The sequence below is a fragment of the Rhodococcus sp. A14 genome (assembly GCF_011603105.1).
Lineage (GTDB): Bacteria > Actinomycetota > Actinomycetes > Mycobacteriales > Mycobacteriaceae > Rhodococcus_F > Rhodococcus_F opacus.
Genome location: NZ_JAAOQS010000154.1, coordinates 1 through 18,947 on the forward strand (window position 1 = coordinate 1; position 18,947 = coordinate 18,947).

An 18,947-nucleotide genomic window follows, 5' to 3' on the forward strand; every position below is an offset into this window, starting at 1 on the left:
CACGCCGACGATGCCGTCACCATTCCGACGAAGGCCCTCCCCGCAACCGCGGGCAGGGCCCTTCTCATATCGGCATCACCGTCATCGACAGTGACGCCATCGTCGGCACGTTCAGCGACGGACAACACCCCGTACGAAGACCTGCTGCGCCTGGATGCGACCGCATCCTCACCTGCCGCCGGTTCGCGGATTTGTCTCCAGATCTGGAGACAAATCCGCGTAGAAGGTCTAGATACACCGAGTCGCAGACGGTTCCGAACGCGCGGGCAGGATTGAATCGTGAGCCACCGAACCACAGCAGCCCTCAAGCGTGAACTCGCCATGCTCGCCTCCGTACGTGACAACCTCCGAGATTCGGAAGGCAAAGACTTCTGCATCCCGACCACCGCGGTTGACCAGGTTCTCGATGAGCTCCACAGCCTCGAACGATCGCCGTGGGATCCGGCCATGACTGCGCCCGAGCACGCCCGGGACGCTCAGAATGGTGGCCACCGGAACCCGGGCCGGAGTGCATCCGCCAGCATCGCCTGAACGAACAAAACCCCGGTGACATGCACGAAGTGCAGAGGCCGATCCGGGGTCTTCACGATCAACCGTACACGACCCGGAGTGAGATGACGAACCGCCCGACCCACCTTGTCATCAGCCTGCAAACTGGGCTGACCAGCGAAAGGCTGGCGCCCTACCTGCGCGCTGCGGGCGGCGACATCGATCGTGCTCTCGATCTGTACGAATGGAACACCCAGGTCAGCGCCGCACTCTTCGCGGACTTCAGCTACTTCGAAGTCATCCTGCGCAACGCCTGCCACCGCCAGCTCCAACAATGGGTTGCCAGACAGAACTCGACGACCCCCTGGTATCTGTACCCCGCCCTGTCCCCACGATCGGCAGACGACGTCACCAAGGCCCGCACCCGCGCAACACGCGGACGCAGACAGGAAACCGAAGGCCGCGTGGTCGCCGAGCTGATGTTCGGGTTCTGGCGCTTCCTCCATTCGAGGTCCTACGAGGCAACACTGTGGACACCCAGCCTGCGGCTCGCCTACCCCCACCAAACGCCGCGCCGCCGCAGCGACGTCTACACCCGTCTCGACCACCTCAACACCCTGCGTAACCGCATCGCCCACCACGAACCCATCCACGGACCCACCATCGGAGACACCGGCAAGGACATCGCCGCCCTGCACGACGAACTTCTCACCATCCTCAACTGGATCAACCCTACGATCGAGACCTGGCTCCGTGCACAAAGCCTGGTTCCCCACGTCTTACAACAGCGCCCCTGAGCCGCTGACCCGCCGGCATCTACGGAAGGGGATGACTCGCGAGGCACCATAGATGACACACCATTGTCTGCCGGTAGGCAGTGTCTATCGTTTGTTGGGTCTCACACTCGCGTGTGAGCGTTGGGCCATCCCATGGCAGAAAGCTCAACGCCATCGCCCTGCAAAAGGGTGCAGTCCAAACTTCCATAGGAATGTCAACTACGGGTTGCAGCGCGGAGGGGTTGCGCCCGGACCTGTGTCGAGAGGGCCCACAACCGCCGAGCTGCCCCACCGCGGACACCGAGCTTCCGATCCGGAGTGTTGACACTGTGCCCGGGTAGGGATAGGCACCTATCCACCCAATAGGTGAATTGAGCGAACGAAGCCGTCCGGCGGAGCTGGCGGACACTGCTGCACTCCGAGAAATTATGTTCCGCAGTACATTGCAAGCGGCATCGGATAGCGAGGTGCTATGGATGCATCCCGCGAGCGTGTACTCACGGGATGCATCCAACCACCATCACGCTGGTTGGCCTCTTGCACTCAGGCGATGTCGAACCGGTCGAGGTTCATCACCTTGTCCCAGGCGGAGACGAAGTCCCGCACGAACTTCTGCTGCGCGTCGTCGGACGCGTACACCTCCGCAAGAGCCCGCAGTTCGGAATTCGACCCGAACACGAGATCGACGCGGGTTCCAGTCCACTTCACCTCACCGGTGACGCGATCGCGGCCCTCGTAGATCTCCGAATCCGTGGACCTCGGCGCCCACGTCGTTCCCAGGTCGATCAGGTTCGCGAAGAAGTCGTTGGTCAACGTCCCCGGCCTCGCGGTGAAGACACCCTCCTCCGACCTGGTGTTGTAGTTCGCGCCCAGCACGCGCAGACCGCCGACGAGAACCGTCAACTCGGGAGCGGTCAGGGTCAGCAGGTTCGCCTTGTCGACCAACAGGAATTCCGCCGGCAGACGGTTGCCGTCCCCGAGGTAGTTACGGAAACCATCCGCGGTCGGCTCGAGCGCAGCGAACGATTCCACATCGGTCTGCTCCTGCGTGGCATCGGTGCGACCGGGCGTGAACGGGACCTCGATATCGTGTCCGGCGTCCTTCGCGGCCTGCTCGACCGCCGCAGCGCCACCGAGCACGACAAGGTCAGCGAACGAGACCCGCTTGTTCCCGGTCTGAGCGATGTTGAAGGACTCCTGAATTCCCTCCAGGGTCCGCACCACCTGGGCGAGCTCGGCCGGGTTGTTGACCTCCCAGCTCGCCTGCGGCTCGAGGCGAATCCGCCCGCCGTTGGCACCGCCACGCTTGTCGCTGCCCCGGAACGACGACGCCGACGCCCACGCGGTCGAGACCAGTTCGGCGACAGTCAGTCCGGATCCGAGGATCTGGCTCTTCAGCGACGCGATATCGCCGGCATCGATGAGCTCATGAGTGACCGCGGGGATGGGGTCCTGCCACAGCAGGGTCTCGTCCGGCACCAGCGGGCCGAGGTAGCGGCCGATCGGGCCCATGTCACGGTGGGTCAGCTTGTACCACGCCTTAGCGAAGTCGTCGGCGAGCTGATCCGGGTTCTCCAGCCAGTTGCGGGTGATCTTCTCGTAGGCCGGGTCGATCCGCAGCGCCAGGTCCGTCGTCAGCATCACCGGCACGTGCGTCTTCGCCGCGTCGTGCGCATCGGGCACGGTGCCCGCGCCGGCGCCGTCCTTCGGGATCCACTGGTATGCACCGGCGGGGCTCTTGGACAGCTCCCACTCGTAGCCGTAGAGGGTTTCGAGGAAACTGTTGTCCCACGTCGCCGGTGTGGGCGTCCAGGCGCCCTCGAGACCGCTGGTGATGGTGTCGCCACCCTTACCCGTGCCGAAGGCACTCTTCCAGCCCAGACCCTGTTCCTCGAGCGGTGCAGCCTCGGGCTCGGGCCCGACCAGATCGGCCGGTCCGGCGCCGTGGGTCTTGCCGAAGGTGTGACCGCCGACGATCAGCGCGGCGGTCTCGACGTCGTTCATCGCCATCCGGGCGAACGTCTCACGGATGTCCCGCGATGCTGCGACGGGGTCCGGGTTGCCGTTCGGGCCTTCGGGGTTGACGTAGATCAGACCCATCTGGACCGCACCGAGCGGCTTTTCCAGGTCTCTGTCACCGGTGTAGCGTTCGTCGCCGAGCCAGGTGAGCTCCGGACCCCAGTAGACGTCTTCCTCGGGCTCCCACTGGTCCACCCGGCCGGCACCGAAACCGAAAGTCGCAAATCCCATCGACTCGAGCGCGACGTTGCCGGCGAAGACGATCAGGTCGGCCCACGAGATGGTCTTGCCGTACTTCTTCTTGACCGGCCACAGCAGGTGGCGGGCCTTGTCGAGGTTGGCGTTGTCGGGCCAGCTGTTCAGCGGCGCGAAGCGCTGCATCCCGGCGCCGGCGCCACCGCGGCCGTCGCTGACGCGGTAGGTGCCCGCGGCGTGCCACGCCATCCGGATGAACAACGGACCGTAGTGGCCGTAGTCGGCGGGCCACCAGTCCTGCGAGGTCGTCATGACCTCCTCGATGTTCCGCTTCAGGGCCTCGAAGTCGAGGTTCTCGAGTTCCCGGGTGTAGTCGAAGTCCTCGTCCATCGGGTTACGGACGGCGGGGTTCTTCTGCAGGATCTTCAAGTTGAGCTGGTTCGGCCACCAGTCACGATTACCGCCGCCCTGGGTGGGGTGCTTGAGCTGACCGTGCGCAACGGGGCAACCGCCGCTCTGTGCCGGCTCGGTCTGGGCCTCGGCGATCGGGGGGTGCTCCTCCGTCAGAGCCTGGTTGGTTTTGGACACGACTTTCCTTCCGCAATGGGCTGATTCGGGCTGTTGATGTGTTGTTGGCGTTAGGTTCGCTGCTGCGAGGTGGAGCAGTTCGGGCAAAGTCCCCAGAAGAAGATTTCGGCCTCGTCCACGGTGTAGCCGTTGTCGTGTGACGCTGCCAGACAGGGTGTCTCACCGATGGTGCAGTCGACATCCGCGATCGCTCCGCACGACCGGCAGACGTCGTGGTGATGATTGTCGCCCACCCGTGACTCGTAGCGAGCCACGGATCCCGCCGGTTGGATCCGCCGCACCAAACCGTGAGCAGTCACCGTATGCAGGATCCCGTACACCGTCTGTTGAGACACGGTCGGAAGAACGGAGCGGACGGCGTCGATGATCATCTCGGTATCGGCATGCGGATGTGCATGCACCGCTTGCAGCACCGCGACCCGCGGGCGCGTCACACGCAAGTCGGCGAGACGCAGCCGGTCCGCGCAATCCATCTTCGAGGGCACCCGCACACTATGAACCGCTTTTCTGGAATTAGTCAAGATACGAGCCTTGTTGGTCAGTGACGTTGGCGGCGCGTCAATTTCGATCCACATCGGAGCCCTTATTTCGTTACCGTCGGAAATGACTTAGCCGAGAAGCGCCCCCATGCACGCTTCCAACTAGACGTGTTGCGACGCCGCGACCTGCGGTCGCCCGCGCACACAGATCGCTCAACCACACCGCGAGAAAACCAGGCGGCCAAGCGATGATGCAGGCCGGTCAATGCGCTCGCGAGCCGGGCCCGAACGTGCTCACATACCCAAAACAGCGAGGAAATGTGGCCTACATCACACCAGCCCTTGCGGTCCGCGAAGGTTACCTACAGGAACACCTACCCCGAACAAGCGGCAAGTCGAAGACCCTGAACACCAGGGGAATTACCTGGCCCGCAGATCCCTTGACCTCGCGTCCCCCACGGTTGGCCTGCCCCAAGGGAAAATGGTTCCGGCGCCAGCACCGCGGCACACCCGCGACACGGCGAGCACACCCCGACGCCGGCAATCGCCGAAGCGGCTTTTTGCCGCAGCGTATGAGTGCGCCGACCAGAAAGGCGACGGACATCGGAGCCGCCTATCGCGGCGCCATGCGCAGAGCGCCGCAGTACCGCGGTGAATTCCCCGCGCAACAACGGACCGGACCTGCTCGAACCCGTGGCGTGAGGCCGCAGATGGATCGCGCTCTCTCGACATCGGTGGGAACGCCCCAATCTTGCAACCTAGCACCTCATAGGCCTGCAGGACCGGATCGGGCACCGACGCGAGCATGCATCCTGATGGACTTCACAGTCGCCGCACTCGGCCCGGCCAGCTTTCTCCTCGGATCCGTGCCCCATGTCAGCGACGCCCGATCACCGGGTCTCCCCGATGTCCCGCAATACCGGCGGTGCGGTCAGATCGGCGTGAAGATCGGCCATGCCTTTGCCTCTCTCGTTGGCGCACTCATCGAGATGGGGACGCTCACTGGCACTCTTCGGAACCGATCGCTCCTCGTCGAACGCACCCACTGCGTACACACCGAATGCGACTTCTCGGGTCAGAGCTCGGACTTGCACGGCCCGGTTCAAGACTGATTGCACCCCACGTGGCCAGCGGCAAGGGGGCATCAAAATTCTCGCGGAAGCGATCACAGCATGAAGGATTAGGGCGAGCATGGCTTCCTTATCGGCGGGCAGGGGTCCCGCCTTGGTCGTGTGTTGACTCTGCACCGCCCACAGGACAATTGCCTGAACACTGCGGCGATGCCCCGGATCCAAGTGCTGTTGAGCTGACCGATACACCACATCTGTAGTGGCTGAGTTCAGACCAACAGCTCGGGCCTGGAGGGAATCGCGAGTTCGTCCGGGCCTCCCATGTCGAGCAAGAAGTCCGCGCGCCCGTCAAGCCGGACAGCGTGCTCGCTTGAGCGCGGAAGCATCGTCGACTCGTAGGCGCGCAGCGCCTCATCGATGCTATCGGCGCCGGCGAGTGCGAGTGCGAGCTCGCTGGCGTCGAGCATCGCTAGGTTGACTCCGACGCCCGCCGGCGGCATCAGATGAGCGGCGTCACCAAGCAGGGTGACAGACGAGGAAGGGTCCCAAGTGTGGGGCGCCGGGAGCACGAAGAGCGGACGGTCGACGTACGCGCCGTCGTTATCGGTGATCATGCGAAGCGTCTCGGGTGACCACTCAGCGAACTCATGCAGAAGGTGTGCACGAATGCCCTCCGTATCATCGGGCCGAAGGCCATGCGCCGCTATCCAGTTCAGAGGTTCACGCCGGGCGATGTAGACGCGCATATGGCCACCGCTGTTGCGCTGCGCAAACAGCGCGCGTTCGCAGTCGGTGGCCATCGCGCTACCGCCGCCGACAAGCTCCACGAGCTCCGGGTGTGCGGTCTCCATGTCGTCGAACCAGGCCTCGAGAAAACTGACGCCCGAGTAGTACGACGTTGCAGGAGAGACGGCCTCGCGGACACATGAGGATGCACCGTCTGCACCGATCACGAGGTCCGTCTCGACCGTGGTTCCGTCGGCGAACGTGAGCAGGCGGGGTCCGTCGTCCGGGCCGCTCACCGACTCGACGGCACAACCCCACTGCACGGTCCCTGGCTCGAGAGAACGTAGCAGCATGTCGCGCAGCTGGCCGCGGTCGATCTCCGGCGCAGATTTCTCGTCCGGCTCCGGCATGCGACTGGCACGGACGCGTCCCCTCGTGTCCAGCTGCCGCATCTCCTGCCCCTCGAAGCGTGCAAGGGCGAAGAACTCGTCGAGCAAACCGGCCTCGCGCAACGCAAGCTGGCCGTCGTCTTCATGGAGGTCGAGCGAGCCTCCTTGGTTGCGTGCGTGCTCATTCGCGTCCCTGTCGTACACAGTCACAGGAATGCCCCGTTGCTGCAGGATGCGCGCGCACGTGAGGCCGCCAGGTCCGGCACCGACAATGCTGATCCGTTTGGTGGCGAGTTTGGGAGTGTCCATGATCTGTTCCTTTCCGAACTGGATTGCTGGCTATCCGAGTGGAAGCCATGTAGCCACAAAAGCACATTCAGTACAAAGGTGCAATGACTACACTTTTATAGTGAGGCAACTATTGCGATATAGTTGACGCATGACGATCGAGCACCCTCTGGGGCGTCGTGAGCGCAAGAAGGCCGCCACACGCCAAGCCATCGCCGATGCCGCGCTGGAACTATTCCTGCAAAGCGGATTCAACGGCGTGAGCATCAAGGATGTCGCTGACAAGGCCGACGTGTCGACGACGACAATCTTCAAGCACTTCCCCAGCAAGGAATCCCTCTTGTTCGATCGTGACGATGACTTCGAGGTAGAACTGGCAGCCGCCGTGCGCGAACGCCCGCCAGGGCTCTCCATCCTCGATGCGCTTCGCGCCCATGCTCTCGAGGCGTGGGTGCCCATCGCCGCCGACCCGAGGCTCGAAAAGCTAACAGCACTTGTCGAGCAGACGCCCGCCCTCCGGGACTACAGCGAGCGAATGTGGTCGCGGTACGCGGCCGCACTCGCCGCCGTGATCTCCGAGGAGATCGGGAGGCCGGCTGACGATCTTGCATCCGCAGCGCTCGCCCGGTTCGTCGTGCAAGTGCCGATTCTCGCCAAGAATCGCGAGAATGCCCGTCAGGCAGTGGAGACAGTGTTCGACATCCTCGCTCATGGCTGGGAACCTCAGTCGTAGAATCCACGACGCTCGGATCGAACAAAAGCGGCACCGACTGGTTGAGCACGAGTGAAGGCTCGTTCTGAACTTCTTGTTCTGTCGCGCCGAGGGCGTCCGTCCTCCCCTGTCGTCTAATCGGGGCGGATGGACGAAGGGCGGGCAAGTCATCGTTGTTCGAACAGGTTTCTTCCCCGTGTGTCTCTCCAAGAGGCTCAGTGAGGAGCACGGGCGCGCCCCTCTGCGTTCGAATACCCCGTCGATGACGGGCGAGCAGTGGTTCCCTGCCGCAGCCGAATTCGCCGCCACGGTCATCGGGCACACCATCGACGCAGCGACGGAGCGCCGCGATCCCAGGTTTCGTGTTGTTTAACGCGTCGCAGAGGTCTATGTACCTTCACGGCTGCCCGTGACCGCATCCCGCGTCCTGCCGGTGCCGCAGTGGTTCTTCCAGCCCGGACAAATCTGAACCAGGAGGGACGCCTTCAGGCTCCTGTCGGTCGTCGAGGCGCTTCCTGCAGATCGCCCTCAACTGTTCGGCCTCCGCTCTAGATACCACCCGAACTGAGACCGTCTCTAGGCGAGAGTACAGACGCCTAAAGTATTGGTCGGAGGACATACCGAATTGGACAAAGATATCTTCGGCGCTGCCACCACCCCAGTGTCGCCATCTCATTGCGAACGCCACGATGTCATCGTCGATCTCGTGAGGCGTCTGCCTTTTGAATCTTCCCATGGCGTGCTCCAATCAATCCCTTTGACTTGCCTTAGCCGGTCACAGCACTCATACCAGTACAGGTGCACGGGCGTATCGCTGCACTAAACGGCGCTGATACTGTCCTCAAGCGCGTAGGCATGGAACGAGACAATTGAAGGACGAAGACCAATTTCACCCCTTCGAGATCATGACCCCAATGCTCCTGGAATAGCCAGCGCAAGAGCGAAATCGATACGGCTGCCCATCTGTTCAGGATCACGTCCGGTCAGTTCCGAGATCCGCTGCATGCGGTACTTGAGGGTGTTGTGGTGGATATGCAATTCGCGCGCTGTCTGCCGCCATTTCCCATCATTTTCCAAAAACAACTGCAGCGATACCACAAGATCTGCATCGTGCTCACGATCCCAAGCAACCAGTGGACCTAGCAGTGCGTCCTTGAACGCGGAAAGCGTTTGATGATCGACGAAGTGTAGGAGACCAGCGTAGGAGCCGACGTCGAACTGTCGAATTACACGATCGCCGCTGCGGCGAGACAGTGCGATCCGGCAGGCTGGAAGCGCTTGCGCGAGTGAGCGCCGTAGTCCTTCCGCGCCGAGTCCTGGACTTCCTGCGCCGAGGATTGGTTCACGTCCACCTTCTCTGATGATGTCGGCTATCTCGTCAACCGCTCGATCTGAGTTAGTCTGCACAATCATCACGTTGACGTCATTGTGACGTGTAAATACGCATTGAGCACTACAGCCGTCGACGGCATCCGCGATATCGAACAAGTCATTTGCTGACGCGATAACCATCAACGGTGCATGTGGATCAAAATCCATTGCCCTCATTCGCGCCACGAAGGCTGCGCTCGCGATATTTCCAGTCCAGATTAGCTCCAACAACTCTCGAACCAGCGCGCCGCGCATACCTGCCCTAGCCCGGCGTTCGGCATGTTCGATGAGGAAGTTTGGCATGACGGTCTCAATAACCAATCGGGCCTCGTCAGAAATGTCCTTCAACTCAGAATCGAATACCAGAGATAGATTGGCTTGCGGCCACCAACCCACCGTAAATGAACATAGACCACCACTAAGTGCACCAGACAAATGTCCGTGCCGGCCTATGCGGGCAGCGACTCGGAGGATTTCCTGATCAGGAGGGGGTCCCGTCCCAGCAAGACAGCGGCCTCCTGACCCCACAAGCCAGCATCGCAATCCCGTCTCGCGATTCAACAGCATAATGAGTTCGGCTTGCGCTGAGCACCCGGCAAGCTCCTGGCGTAGCCTTCGAAGGTGGTCAAGTTGCTGTCTCGCACTGTCGACCGGCGCGCGAGCGGTATCAATAGCTTCCGCTATCTTCGAGAACGAGACGTCAGTCGACACTGCAATCAGCGCCATGTCGAGTTCCGTACAGGCGATGATCACACTAGGAGGAACGGTCGGGTACATCTCGTTCAACCCGAAAGCAACCGCCGGCGAGCCCGCAGATTTTACATCCGTAATCCATTCATGCGCCGGGCGGTGTGCGAGCCACAGTCCGTTGGTCAACAGTAGTTCGCCCGGAAAGAGGTAGCGGGCAGGATGAACGAGATCCGTTGTGTGATGGCCAACTAGCACCCTCTGGAGACCGGGGGCGGGAACGACCAACCTCAACCCAAGGGCGGCGTTTGCAAGCAAGGACGATGCAGTCGGCTCACCGTCTCCGCATTTTGCGTTATTCGACATCGAATAGCTCTCACTCTAGTGGATACAGCTCAGGCGGAACGGAAACAGGCTCAAGCTTCCTCGCCTTCAGATCCGGATCGCGAAGGGTTGCTTCCGCTATCGACTCACATGTTGCAAACTTCACGTCCCCGCGCTCGAGGGCGGTCTCGACTACGGTGCGCAATGCCTCGAGTCGACCGGCTCGCCCACTGAGAAATGGGTGACAGGTCAGCATGAACATCGATCCATGCCTGCGCATCGCGTCGATTTCATGAATCCACATGTCGGCCACGGTAAGCGGCGACTGGATCACTTCACCAAGACGTGGATTCGGCAGGAACGCATACTGCTCCCAGTCGTCGAGGCTCCAATGCGGGGGCAGCTCCGCGATCGTTCCCGCCGAGGTTTCCAAGCGATACGGAGTGTCGAAATCCATCAGGCTCGAGTCGTACTTCAACCCGTACTCAGCTACTAGCGAAGGCGTCTGCCACGATGCTTCCCATAGCGCGGCCCGATGTCCTGCGGGAGTGATACCGAAACGATCGAGCACTTTCAAAGCGCGCTCGAAGTCGGCGCGCTCCTCCGAGAGCGTCATGCTTGTGGGTGTCCGGTGTGTGTAGGAGTGATGCGCGATCTCGTGACCACTGTTGAGGACCTGCTCCACCATGTCGGGGTAACGATCAGCGGTCAGCCCCGGAATGAAGAACGTGGCCGGCTGCCCCACGTCCTTAAGCATCTGAAGGATGCGGGGCACGCCGACGAGTGGTCCGAATGCCTGATGAGTCATCACCATGGCATGGTCGGCATAACGCCGTCCCTCCGCCAAAACGGGCGACTCAGCGTCCACATCGAAGGTGAGTGCAGCAACACAAGCCGCGCCCTGTCGCCAACCGGCGTTTCGTGAGGTCATGGCTGTATTCGTACCACAACCACCACGTACCAAACGCACAAATGATTTCGTACAGAATCGGCTGTTTGGTCAATGACGCCCGCAGATGTGTTCTGGTTCACTGACTGCCACGGTCCAGGGAATTCGTTTCGCCATGTAGCAGGACCCGACAGATACCAATAGGACGGAGTCCAGAGCATGAGCACGCAACCGCTCAAAGCGAACAATGGACCGGCTGACGATCAGGAAGTCGGATCATACGGCTATGAGCAAGAACTCAATCGAGGCTTAAGCTTCTGGACTACCTGGGCCATCGGGTTCGCGTTTGTTTCGCCGATTGTGGGCCTGTACACAATATTTGGACTAGGCATGGAAACTGCAGGCCCCGCTTGGCTCTGGGCCATTCCAATTGTTGCCGTGGGTCAACTGACGCTGGCGATCGTATACTCCCAGCTTGCCGCGAGGTGGCCGATAGCCGGAGGTATTTACCAATGGACACGCCGGCTGATTGGACCCGCGGCCGGATGGTGGGCCGGGTGGGTATACATGTGGGCCATCATTCTGATCGTCGCAGGTGTCGTGTATTCCGGCGGACAGTTCGTCGGCGAACTCCTCGGTCTCCATGATCGAACGCCCGGCACCAATATTGCACTCGCAATCGGGGTGCTGGCGGTCGTCACTGCTATCAACTGCATCGGGCTTAATGTCCTGAAATACGCAGTGGTGGTCGGAATAGCATCAGAAGTCGTCGGTAGTGTCGCAGTCGCGATTGCCCTGTTGCTTCGCGACCACCAGCAACCCATCAGCATCATTGCCGATACATCGCTGACTCCCGGCGGGAGTGGTCACTTCGCTACCGCCTTTGTTGCCGCAATTGCGATCGGCGGTTGGGCTTTTCTCGGGTTCGATGCCTGCGGCAGTGTCGCCGAAGAGACCCTCGATCCGAGGCGAGAAGTTCCACGCGCCATCCTCTTTGCCCTGCCGCCGGTTATTGCGGTGCAGCTACTCACCGCCGTCTCGATCCTTCTCTCCACACCCGACCTGCCGGCCGTAATAGGCGGCTTCGTCGCCGATCCAGTCGGCAACTCCGTGGTGAGCGGATTGGGAGACTGGGCAGCGAAACCATTCTTGGTCATCGTCGTATTCGGATTCACCGCGTGCGCCTTGGCGGTTCAAGCCACAGCCAGCCGTGTGGTGTTCGCATTCTCCCGAGATCGAATGATCCCCGGCGCTGGGGTACTACGCCGCGTTTCGCGCCGCAATCACGTTCCCGTCTTTGCGACTCTCGCAGTCGGCGGGCTCGCCGCACTAGCGTTCATCTACAGTAATGCCCTCGACGTACTCGTGCGATTCTCTACTGGGGCCTACTTTCTCGCCTTCTTGTTCCCGGTAGCCGCGTTCCTCTACGTTCGAATTCGGGGCCGCTGGCAACCGCACCCTACAGCTCCGTTCAAGGGCCGAATCGGATATGCGGTTACGGTGATCGCATTCTTCTGGGCGGTGTTCGAAGGAATAAACATTGCTTGGCCCCGCACCGCCTCAACATTAGCTTCGACTTGGGCCGTACCCGCAGGACTCGCGGTGTTTGCCACCGTAGGCGCGGTGTATTTCATGTGGAAGCGACCCGATCAACAGCCGCTCGCATCCGAAAACGAGGAAGCTTCCGAAGCGCTCCACACGCCTTCAATGAGAGACGAACCCGTCGTTTCAGGCTGATAGTGATCCCGCAATGGGACTTGATACTCGAGCGGACCGCCACACTGGCCGGCCCCGCCGAAAAATGAATGCACAACATCGGAGGAGACAGATGTACGACGTCATCGTGATCGGCGGTGGCCTCTCGGGCGGTTTGCCCGCGGCCGCCTACCTGCAGAAAGCAGGGCTTCAAGTTCTATTGCTCGAAGCGAATGCAGAGCTCGGAACCTTCTGCTGCACACACGAGACCTGGCCACAGACCTTGGACAGTCCGCACGTAGGTGTCTCGTTTGCCGGAAATTCCCCGGTAATCGCGGATCTGGAGTTGGAGAAGTACGGGTTCAACTTCAAGGTGAGCCCGGTGGTGCTTGGCACCACCTACCGTGACGGAACCAATGCATTGATCTGTCAGGATCCTGAGCGCACGCGTCAGAATTTCTCCCAGCACTCGGTACGTGACGGCGAGCGAATGTTCGAGATCCAGACCCGAGTGCACGAGACGATGGTCGAATACAACCAGCTCAGCTCGTTCAGCCCCCACCCGGATCCGTCCAAGATCGATCGAATCTACGAGATCTGCGCCTACGCAATGGGGTACAGCGTCGAAGAGATGTCCAACATGACCGGACCCGAGCTGTGCGAGCGCACCTTCGAGTCGGATGCCTGCCGCCAGATCCTGATGACCCCAGTCGCATTCTGGGAGCATGGTGCCCCTTTCGCGCGTGGTCAGGGAGCTTTTGGGACGACCTTTGCGCTGTATTACACCACCGGCGTCGCCATCGGCGGCAACGAGGCGCAGGTCGACGCCCTCACCGCGTGCTTCCTCGAGCACGGCGGCACAATCTGGACCAGCTGCACCGTCGATGAGATCTTCGTAGAGAACGGCCGAACCACCGGTGTTCGGCTCTCCGATCGGTCTCTGTACCCCAACTTGGTCATCGAGTCGCGCAAGGGTGTCATTTCGAACGCTGGCGTTCCCGAGACTCGCCGAATGGTGACTCCGAGCATCCTCGAAGCAGCGGATCCGCTGCTTGCCGGGAGGATGAAGGAATGGAAGATGAGCTTGCGCGGATCGCACGTGACCTCGTGGCTTCTCGACCGCAAACTCGACTGGAAGTCATCGGATTTCGATCCTCTGATCAACGATGCCATTCTCGTCTACCGCGCATTCGACTCGTGGGAAGGCACGAAGCAGTACATGGTAGACATGCTCGGAAACGACACCCGCAAGGCCTCCGGACATCTCCTCGAGTTCACGTACTATGCACCGGTCGATCCGACCGCTATTTCCCCGGACGGCGAAGTGATCCTCCGCGCCGAAGAGTGCTTCCCGTACCCCCTGCACGGGCTTGGCGGTCCGGAAGCGTGGGACGGCCCGATTCGACACGAGTTGCTGGCCAATCGGAACAAGATGATGACCGAGCTCGTTCGTGACTGGAACGACTCCGTCCTCGACCAGTACGACTGGACGCCGCTCGATAACTGGCGGCTGAACCGAGCAGCCAAGTTCGGGCAGGTCGTCGGCGGTGACTTCTCCGAGGACCAGTGGATCCTCGGCCGGATGCCCTACCGGATGCCGATCAAGGGTCTCTACATGTCCAATGGCGTGTGGCCAGTCGGTCTTAGCTGGATGGCCGCCGGATACAACGCAGCTCAGGTCGTTGCCGAAGACGCGGGGGTCCGCGACCAGACTTGGTGGAACTCCAAGCCCTACGAATGGTATTCGCAAAACCTTGACCGTCTGTTGACTCCGCTCGGGATCGACAGCGAGGCGTTCGCGGAAGGAGCGCGGTGATAATGAGCACCAATACGTACGATGTAGCAATCATCGGCGCGGGACCCAATGGTCTGACCGCGGCCGCCTACCTCGCAAAGGCTGGCGCAAGTGTGGTCGTTCTGGAGCACCGCTTTGAACGTGGCGGGACCTTCGCTTCCGATGACTACTCCACTCCGTTCACCTACAACCTGGCCCAGTTCTCCGTCCCGCTCGGGAAGGAATTGCCCCCGTACCAGGATCTCGAGCTCGACAAGCACTCTGTCGGATTCGTCGAACCCGCCGTGGCCTTCTCGGTGCGGACCGGTGACGGTCAGACAACCTCCATCGGTCGCGGCGGCGTCGGCCTCGGTCATCGGGCCGAGGCGCTCTTCGCTGCAGCCGATGTTGCGATTCGCCCGCTTCTGTACTCGGCTCCATCCAGCTACGACAAGGCGCTGACGCAACTCCGAGAACTTAACTCTGAAGCCGCCGAGCTCGCCGAGTTGACACCGGATGGGTTGGTCGACCTCGTCGACGGCGCCGCCGCCGCGATCGCAGTCCGATACGCCGCCGGGCTCGCCGGGTTCACCGCCGGCGATCAGAAGTTCGGGATCATCGGAGCATTCGTGCTGGCACGCCAGTTCAGTCCGACGCTCGTGCGAGGTGGCACCAAGAGCCTGGCGAATGGTATCTACCGAGTTGCCGCCAACGCCGGTGCCCGGTGCTACGTCTCAGCCACCGTCCGCGCTGTGACACGCGAGAGCGATGGCTACATCCTGAAGCTCGCCGATGGCCGTACCTTCTCGACAAAGGCTGTGATCTCAACAGCTGATGTCCGCACCAATGTCGAGTTGCTCTCTCCGGATCTTGTAACCGACGAGCTGCGCGCGACCGCGCAGGGTTGGGAGTACGACGTCACCGGTCCATTCATCGCGCACTACGGAATCAAGGGTGAGCCGCATACAGATCTCGATCCGAGCACCAACGCTGCGATGCACATCATCGGGTTCGACGATGTGGGTGATGTAGCCGAGCACTTCGCGGCTGCCGAACGCGGCGAACTGCCGAAGCGGCACGCCGGGCACGTCTCATTGACCAGCGTCCACGACCCGCTGCAGGCATCTCCGGGTCCGTACGGTCCCCTGCACACGCTCCGCTTCGAAAGCTATGCCCCGCTCCAGCACCCCGAAGGAGCCTGGACTCGCAAGCGAGTGGATCTAAGGAAAGAGATCTGGTCTGTGCTCGAGGACGCACTCCCCACGTTGTCGGAGGCCACGCTGCTCTTCCAGTTCGCTGACAGCCCGGGGGACCTCGCGAAACGGTTCCCGACAGCCCGCAACGGTTCCGTACGCCAAGGTGCACTCATCGCTGAGCAGACTCTCGACCAGCGTCCGGACCAGTCCACCTCTAGCACTCGCACTCCGATCGACGGATTCTACGTCGCTGGAGGCGGCGTCCACCCGGGCGTTCCAGGTTCGCTCGGCGGCGGCTATCTCGTCGCCGATGCCGTTGTCGAGGATCTAGGTCTCACCAAGTGGTGGGGCGAGCCTTCCTTCTCGAGTGACGTTGCGGGCAAGTAGGTGAATCGCTGACTTCGGAACGAGTTGGTCGCGGGTATTCGTCAGCCAGAATGCTCGCGACCGACAATTCGATGCCCTTCCGTGGAGCGGCCCCACTTCTTCCGAGGTGACGGAACCGAGAACTACCGGTGTCATCGGCACGGTATCTGCCTGCCGGGCCGATGACACTGGTAGATCGCGGTTCCATCACCTCGGGAACACGCCTCCGAAGAGCACCTCAGGTCCTGAACTCCTTCGCGCCCCACGACCAGATCCGTTCGTCGGACATTTCCTAACCTCAGTAGAGGAGACAGCCAATATGCCTCAGCCCAAGTCCACTCTCGTCGGTGCCCTGCCCGCCACCAAAGTTCCCCGCTTCGCCGGAAAAGGCACCTTCGCCCGGATCGCCGACATCCACGAAGTCGACGACTACGACATCGCCATCCTCGGCGTGCCGTTCGACGGCGGTACCTCGTACCGGCCCGGCGCGCGATTCGGCCCGATGGCTGTCCGACAGGCCGCCCGGGCGCTGCGTCCCGGGTACCACGTCGAGCTGGGAGTCGCGCCGCTCGAGGAGGTACAAGTGGTCGATGCCGGGGACGTCACCGTGACACCCTATGACATCGGGGAGGCCTGCCGTCAGATCGAGAATCACGCCGCCGACATCCTCGGTGATGGCGACCGGAAGATCGTGTCGATCGGCGGCGACCACACGATCGCTCTGCCGAATCTACGCGCACTACATGCCAAGCACGGACCAGTCGCGCTGGTGCACTTCGACGCCCACCTCGACACCTGGGACACCTACTTCGACCAGCCGGTCACCCACGGAACGATCTTCCGGCGAGCTTTCGAAGAGGGCCTACTCGTCGAGGATCATTCCATCCACGTCGGCATCCGCGGCCCGATTTACGACCAGGTCGACCTCAACGACGATGCGCGTATGGGTTTCCGGATCATCCGCGCAGGCGACCTGGATGTAATAGGGATCGAGGCGGCCGTCGACGTAGTCCGGCGCCGTGTCGGCGACGTTCCGGTGTACGTATCAATCGACATCGACGTTCTCGACCCGGCATTTGCGCCGGGTACCGGGACGCCGGAGTCCGGCGGTCTCACCTCCCGTGAGCTACTGCGGATGCTGCGGCAACTGACCGGGTTGAACATCGTCGGCGCCGACGTCGTCGAAGTTGCGCCCGCCTACGACCACGCCGAGATCACCTGTGTTGCAGCCGCAACCGTCGTCTTCGACCTGGTGTCGCTCATGGTCGCCGGGTCGCAGCGCAATACCGTTGCAGCTGCAGCAGCAGCGATCTCGGCTACGTCGGCATCGTAGTTCACCGACCACGACATTCCTCATGAATGGTGATCGGGGCGTGACACTGGCGGCTGTCACGCCCCGATTACCCACTTACGCATTAGGTTGCCGATCCGTCAGGCGGTCGACTATCACCGAATACCACGTATCGGCTAGCAGCGGAGAATGGAGTCGTGGACCCACGCCCTCATCTGACGAGCAAGCGAACTCGACGCATCGCGAGAGGTTTGAGATGAGTATCCACGGGATTCGTACAGGATGATCGGAAGCCTCAAGCTACGACACCTACGTTCGTTTGTGGTGGTCGCGGAGGAACTCCATTTCGGGCGAGCAGCGCAGCGATTACAGATAGCACAACCATCACTATCACAACAGATTCAGCAGCTCGAAAGCATCGTGGGAGGATCACTCCTTCACCGAACCACGCGATGTGTGCGTCTAACCACGGCCGGGGAGGCACTGCTGGAACGGGCGAACCGTATCGTGCATCAGGTGGACGGAGCCCTCGAAGATGTACGCCTCGTGTCCCGCGGGCGCGCTGGGGTTCTTCAGGTGTCGTACTCGAGCTCCGTAACTCTGCGGAACACTCCCCCGTACCTTCAATCCTTTCAGGACGCGTTCCCACACGTCCGTGTGCAACTGGACGAGCGCTCCACGACTCGCGTGCTCGACGCTCTGAAAGATGGCACAACAGGCGTCGGCTTCGTCCGCGACAGCGATGAAGTTGACGGAATCTGGACGAAGACGATTGCGACAGAACAGGTCGTCGCTGTACTGCCGCGATCGCATCCTCACGCTTCAGCCGAGACGGTTTCCTTGACGTCACTTGGCGGTGATGCTGTCGTTCTCGTTTGCTCTGATGCTCCGCGGCATCAGTGCTACGGCCCTAGCTGCTGGCCTCATCACCGCGCGTCCTTCGAACCACGAATCGTGCATAGAGCGTCGTCGTGGTTGGGGCTTCTACATCTAGTCGGTCTAGGCGCGGGCTTCGGGCTCGCGCCTGCAAGCATCGCGAGTGTTGCCCCCCAAACCGTCCTCTGTGTCCCATTGACCGGCCCTTTGAGCACAACGACAGTTCAGATAGCCCGAAGATATGATGAGCGTCGTTCTTACGTACTGGATTTCATCTCAATAGCGCTTCACACCCACGCGTTGACTCTGTCGCGAAAGTGACAGCGTCGCCTTCAGCAAAAGAGCTGCGCCGCGCGACTCTTTCAACCTCACCCCGCACGAGCGCAGCGTCGACGAGCTGTCAGCCTCTTGCCAGCTCATCGACAGGGGGAACATCCTAGAATGAGATCGTCGTCCCCTGCACCAACTTCGTCGTCGTTGCACTCGAATTCGCGATTGACCAAGGTGCCTTCTCGCCGATCGCACCATGTGACCCTCTAGATGGCCGGGCGTCAACGGGTCTCCACATCAGCTCTGACAGACCGAAGCGAAGCAGCATGTGCGCTTACACGACGGTGATGCTAGGAGCGTGGGTCTGTATTGCCAATCGGGATCGTTGCCAGGGTCCGCCGGAGTCGATTGGGTCGGCGGTGGGTGGGCAGATTGGTTCGGGATGAGCGCAGGTTGCGCGGGTGTCCGTACCGAGCT

General features: G+C 61.6%; 12 protein-coding genes. 7 read left to right on the top strand and 5 right to left on the bottom strand.

Translation table 11 applies throughout. From position 1 onward, the window contains the following. Positions 1-279 precede the first annotated feature (279 nt). Together G9373_RS41620 and G9373_RS41625 are read left to right on the top strand one after the other, a co-directional pair. Positions 280-531, top strand: a complete 252-nt coding sequence (locus tag G9373_RS41620) for a hypothetical protein (protein ID WP_167120755.1) — start codon at positions 280-282, stop codon at positions 529-531. A gap of 83 nt (positions 532-614) precedes the next feature. Beyond that, complete coding sequence (locus tag G9373_RS41625) at positions 615-1,286, top strand: Abi family protein (protein WP_167120757.1); 672 nt, start codon at positions 615-617, stop codon at positions 1,284-1,286. Positions 1,287-1,808: 522 nt separating this feature from the next. On the opposite strand, the gene katG is transcribed toward G9373_RS41625, so the two are convergent. The 3 genes from katG to G9373_RS41640 form a co-directional block, all read right to left on the bottom strand. Then, complete coding sequence (gene katG / locus G9373_RS41630; RefSeq protein ID WP_167120777.1) at positions 1,809-4,046, bottom strand: catalase/peroxidase HPI; 2,238 nt, start codon at positions 4,044-4,046, stop codon at positions 1,809-1,811. A 71-nt stretch (positions 4,047-4,117) separates the two neighbouring features. Continuing rightward, positions 4,118-4,552, bottom strand: a complete 435-nt coding sequence (locus G9373_RS41635; protein WP_167120779.1) for a Fur family transcriptional regulator — start codon at positions 4,550-4,552, stop codon at positions 4,118-4,120. A 1,333-nt stretch (positions 4,553-5,885) separates the two neighbouring features. Further along, the gene (locus G9373_RS41640; RefSeq protein ID WP_167120759.1) at positions 5,886-7,040 is read right to left on the bottom strand and encodes an NAD(P)/FAD-dependent oxidoreductase; all 1,155 of its coding nucleotides are present in this window, start codon (positions 7,038-7,040) and stop codon (positions 5,886-5,888) included. A gap of 130 nt (positions 7,041-7,170) precedes the next feature. Here G9373_RS41640 and G9373_RS41645 point away from each other — a divergent pair, with 130 nt between their 5' ends. After that, positions 7,171-7,752: a TetR/AcrR family transcriptional regulator gene (locus tag G9373_RS41645; RefSeq protein WP_167120761.1), complete on the top strand. Its 582-nt coding sequence runs from the start codon at positions 7,171-7,173 to the stop codon at positions 7,750-7,752. Positions 7,753-8,634: 882 nt separating this feature from the next. Here the strand turns inward: G9373_RS41645 and G9373_RS41650 are convergent. Together G9373_RS41650 and G9373_RS41655 are read right to left on the bottom strand one after the other, a co-directional pair. After that, on the bottom strand, positions 8,635-10,155 hold the full coding sequence (locus tag G9373_RS41650) for a helix-turn-helix domain-containing protein (protein ID WP_167120763.1): 1,521 nt from the start codon (positions 10,153-10,155) through the stop codon (positions 8,635-8,637). 10 nt (positions 10,156-10,165) lie between these two features. After that, positions 10,166-11,044 carry a polysaccharide deacetylase gene (locus G9373_RS41655; RefSeq protein WP_167120765.1) on the bottom strand — a complete coding sequence of 293 codons (879 nt, stop codon included), beginning with the start codon at positions 11,042-11,044 and terminating at the stop codon, positions 10,166-10,168. 177 nt (positions 11,045-11,221) lie between these two features. Between G9373_RS41655 and G9373_RS41660 the strand changes: the two genes are divergently transcribed. The 4 genes from G9373_RS41660 to speB all read left to right on the top strand — a co-directional run bounded on the left by G9373_RS41660 (position 11,222) and on the right by speB (position 17,366). Continuing rightward, the gene (locus G9373_RS41660; RefSeq protein WP_167120767.1) at positions 11,222-12,739 is read left to right on the top strand and encodes an APC family permease; all 1,518 of its coding nucleotides are present in this window, start codon (positions 11,222-11,224) and stop codon (positions 12,737-12,739) included. 91 nt (positions 12,740-12,830) lie between these two features. Then, a complete protein-coding gene (locus tag G9373_RS41665) occupies positions 12,831-14,513 on the top strand; it encodes an NAD(P)/FAD-dependent oxidoreductase (protein ID WP_167120769.1) in 1,683 nt (560 codons plus the stop codon). Positions 14,514-14,515: 2 nt separating this feature from the next. Then, entirely contained in the window at positions 14,516-16,054 is a 1,539-nt protein-coding gene (locus tag G9373_RS41670) for an FAD-dependent oxidoreductase (protein WP_167120771.1), read from the top strand. Between the two features lie 298 nt (positions 16,055-16,352). Continuing rightward, on the top strand, positions 16,353-17,366 hold the full coding sequence (speB, locus tag G9373_RS41675; RefSeq protein WP_167120773.1) for an agmatinase: 1,014 nt from the start codon (positions 16,353-16,355) through the stop codon (positions 17,364-17,366). Positions 17,367-18,947: the final 1,581 nt, after the last annotated feature.

What these genes read in the sequence shown, in the direction of transcription:
- G9373_RS41625 (WP_167120757.1), top strand. Translation starts at nt 615, where the DNA reads ATGACGAACCGCCCGACCCACCTTGTCATCAGCCTGCAAACTGGGCTG.
- G9373_RS41650 (WP_167120763.1), bottom strand. Translation starts at nt 10,155, where the DNA reads ATGTCGAATAACGCAAAATGCGGAGACGGTGAGCCGACTGCATCGTCC.
- G9373_RS41640 (WP_167120759.1), bottom strand. Translation starts at nt 7,040, where the DNA reads ATGGACACTCCCAAACTCGCCACCAAACGGATCAGCATTGTCGGTGCC.
- speB (WP_167120773.1), top strand. Translation starts at nt 16,353, where the DNA reads ATGCCTCAGCCCAAGTCCACTCTCGTCGGTGCCCTGCCCGCCACCAAA.
- G9373_RS41660 (WP_167120767.1), top strand. Translation starts at nt 11,222, where the DNA reads ATGAGCACGCAACCGCTCAAAGCGAACAATGGACCGGCTGACGATCAG.
- G9373_RS41670 (WP_167120771.1), top strand. Translation starts at nt 14,516, where the DNA reads ATGAGCACCAATACGTACGATGTAGCAATCATCGGCGCGGGACCCAAT.
- G9373_RS41655 (WP_167120765.1), bottom strand. Translation starts at nt 11,044, where the DNA reads ATGACCTCACGAAACGCCGGTTGGCGACAGGGCGCGGCTTGTGTTGCT.
- G9373_RS41665 (WP_167120769.1), top strand. Translation starts at nt 12,831, where the DNA reads ATGTACGACGTCATCGTGATCGGCGGTGGCCTCTCGGGCGGTTTGCCC.
- G9373_RS41645 (WP_167120761.1), top strand. Translation starts at nt 7,171, where the DNA reads ATGACGATCGAGCACCCTCTGGGGCGTCGTGAGCGCAAGAAGGCCGCC.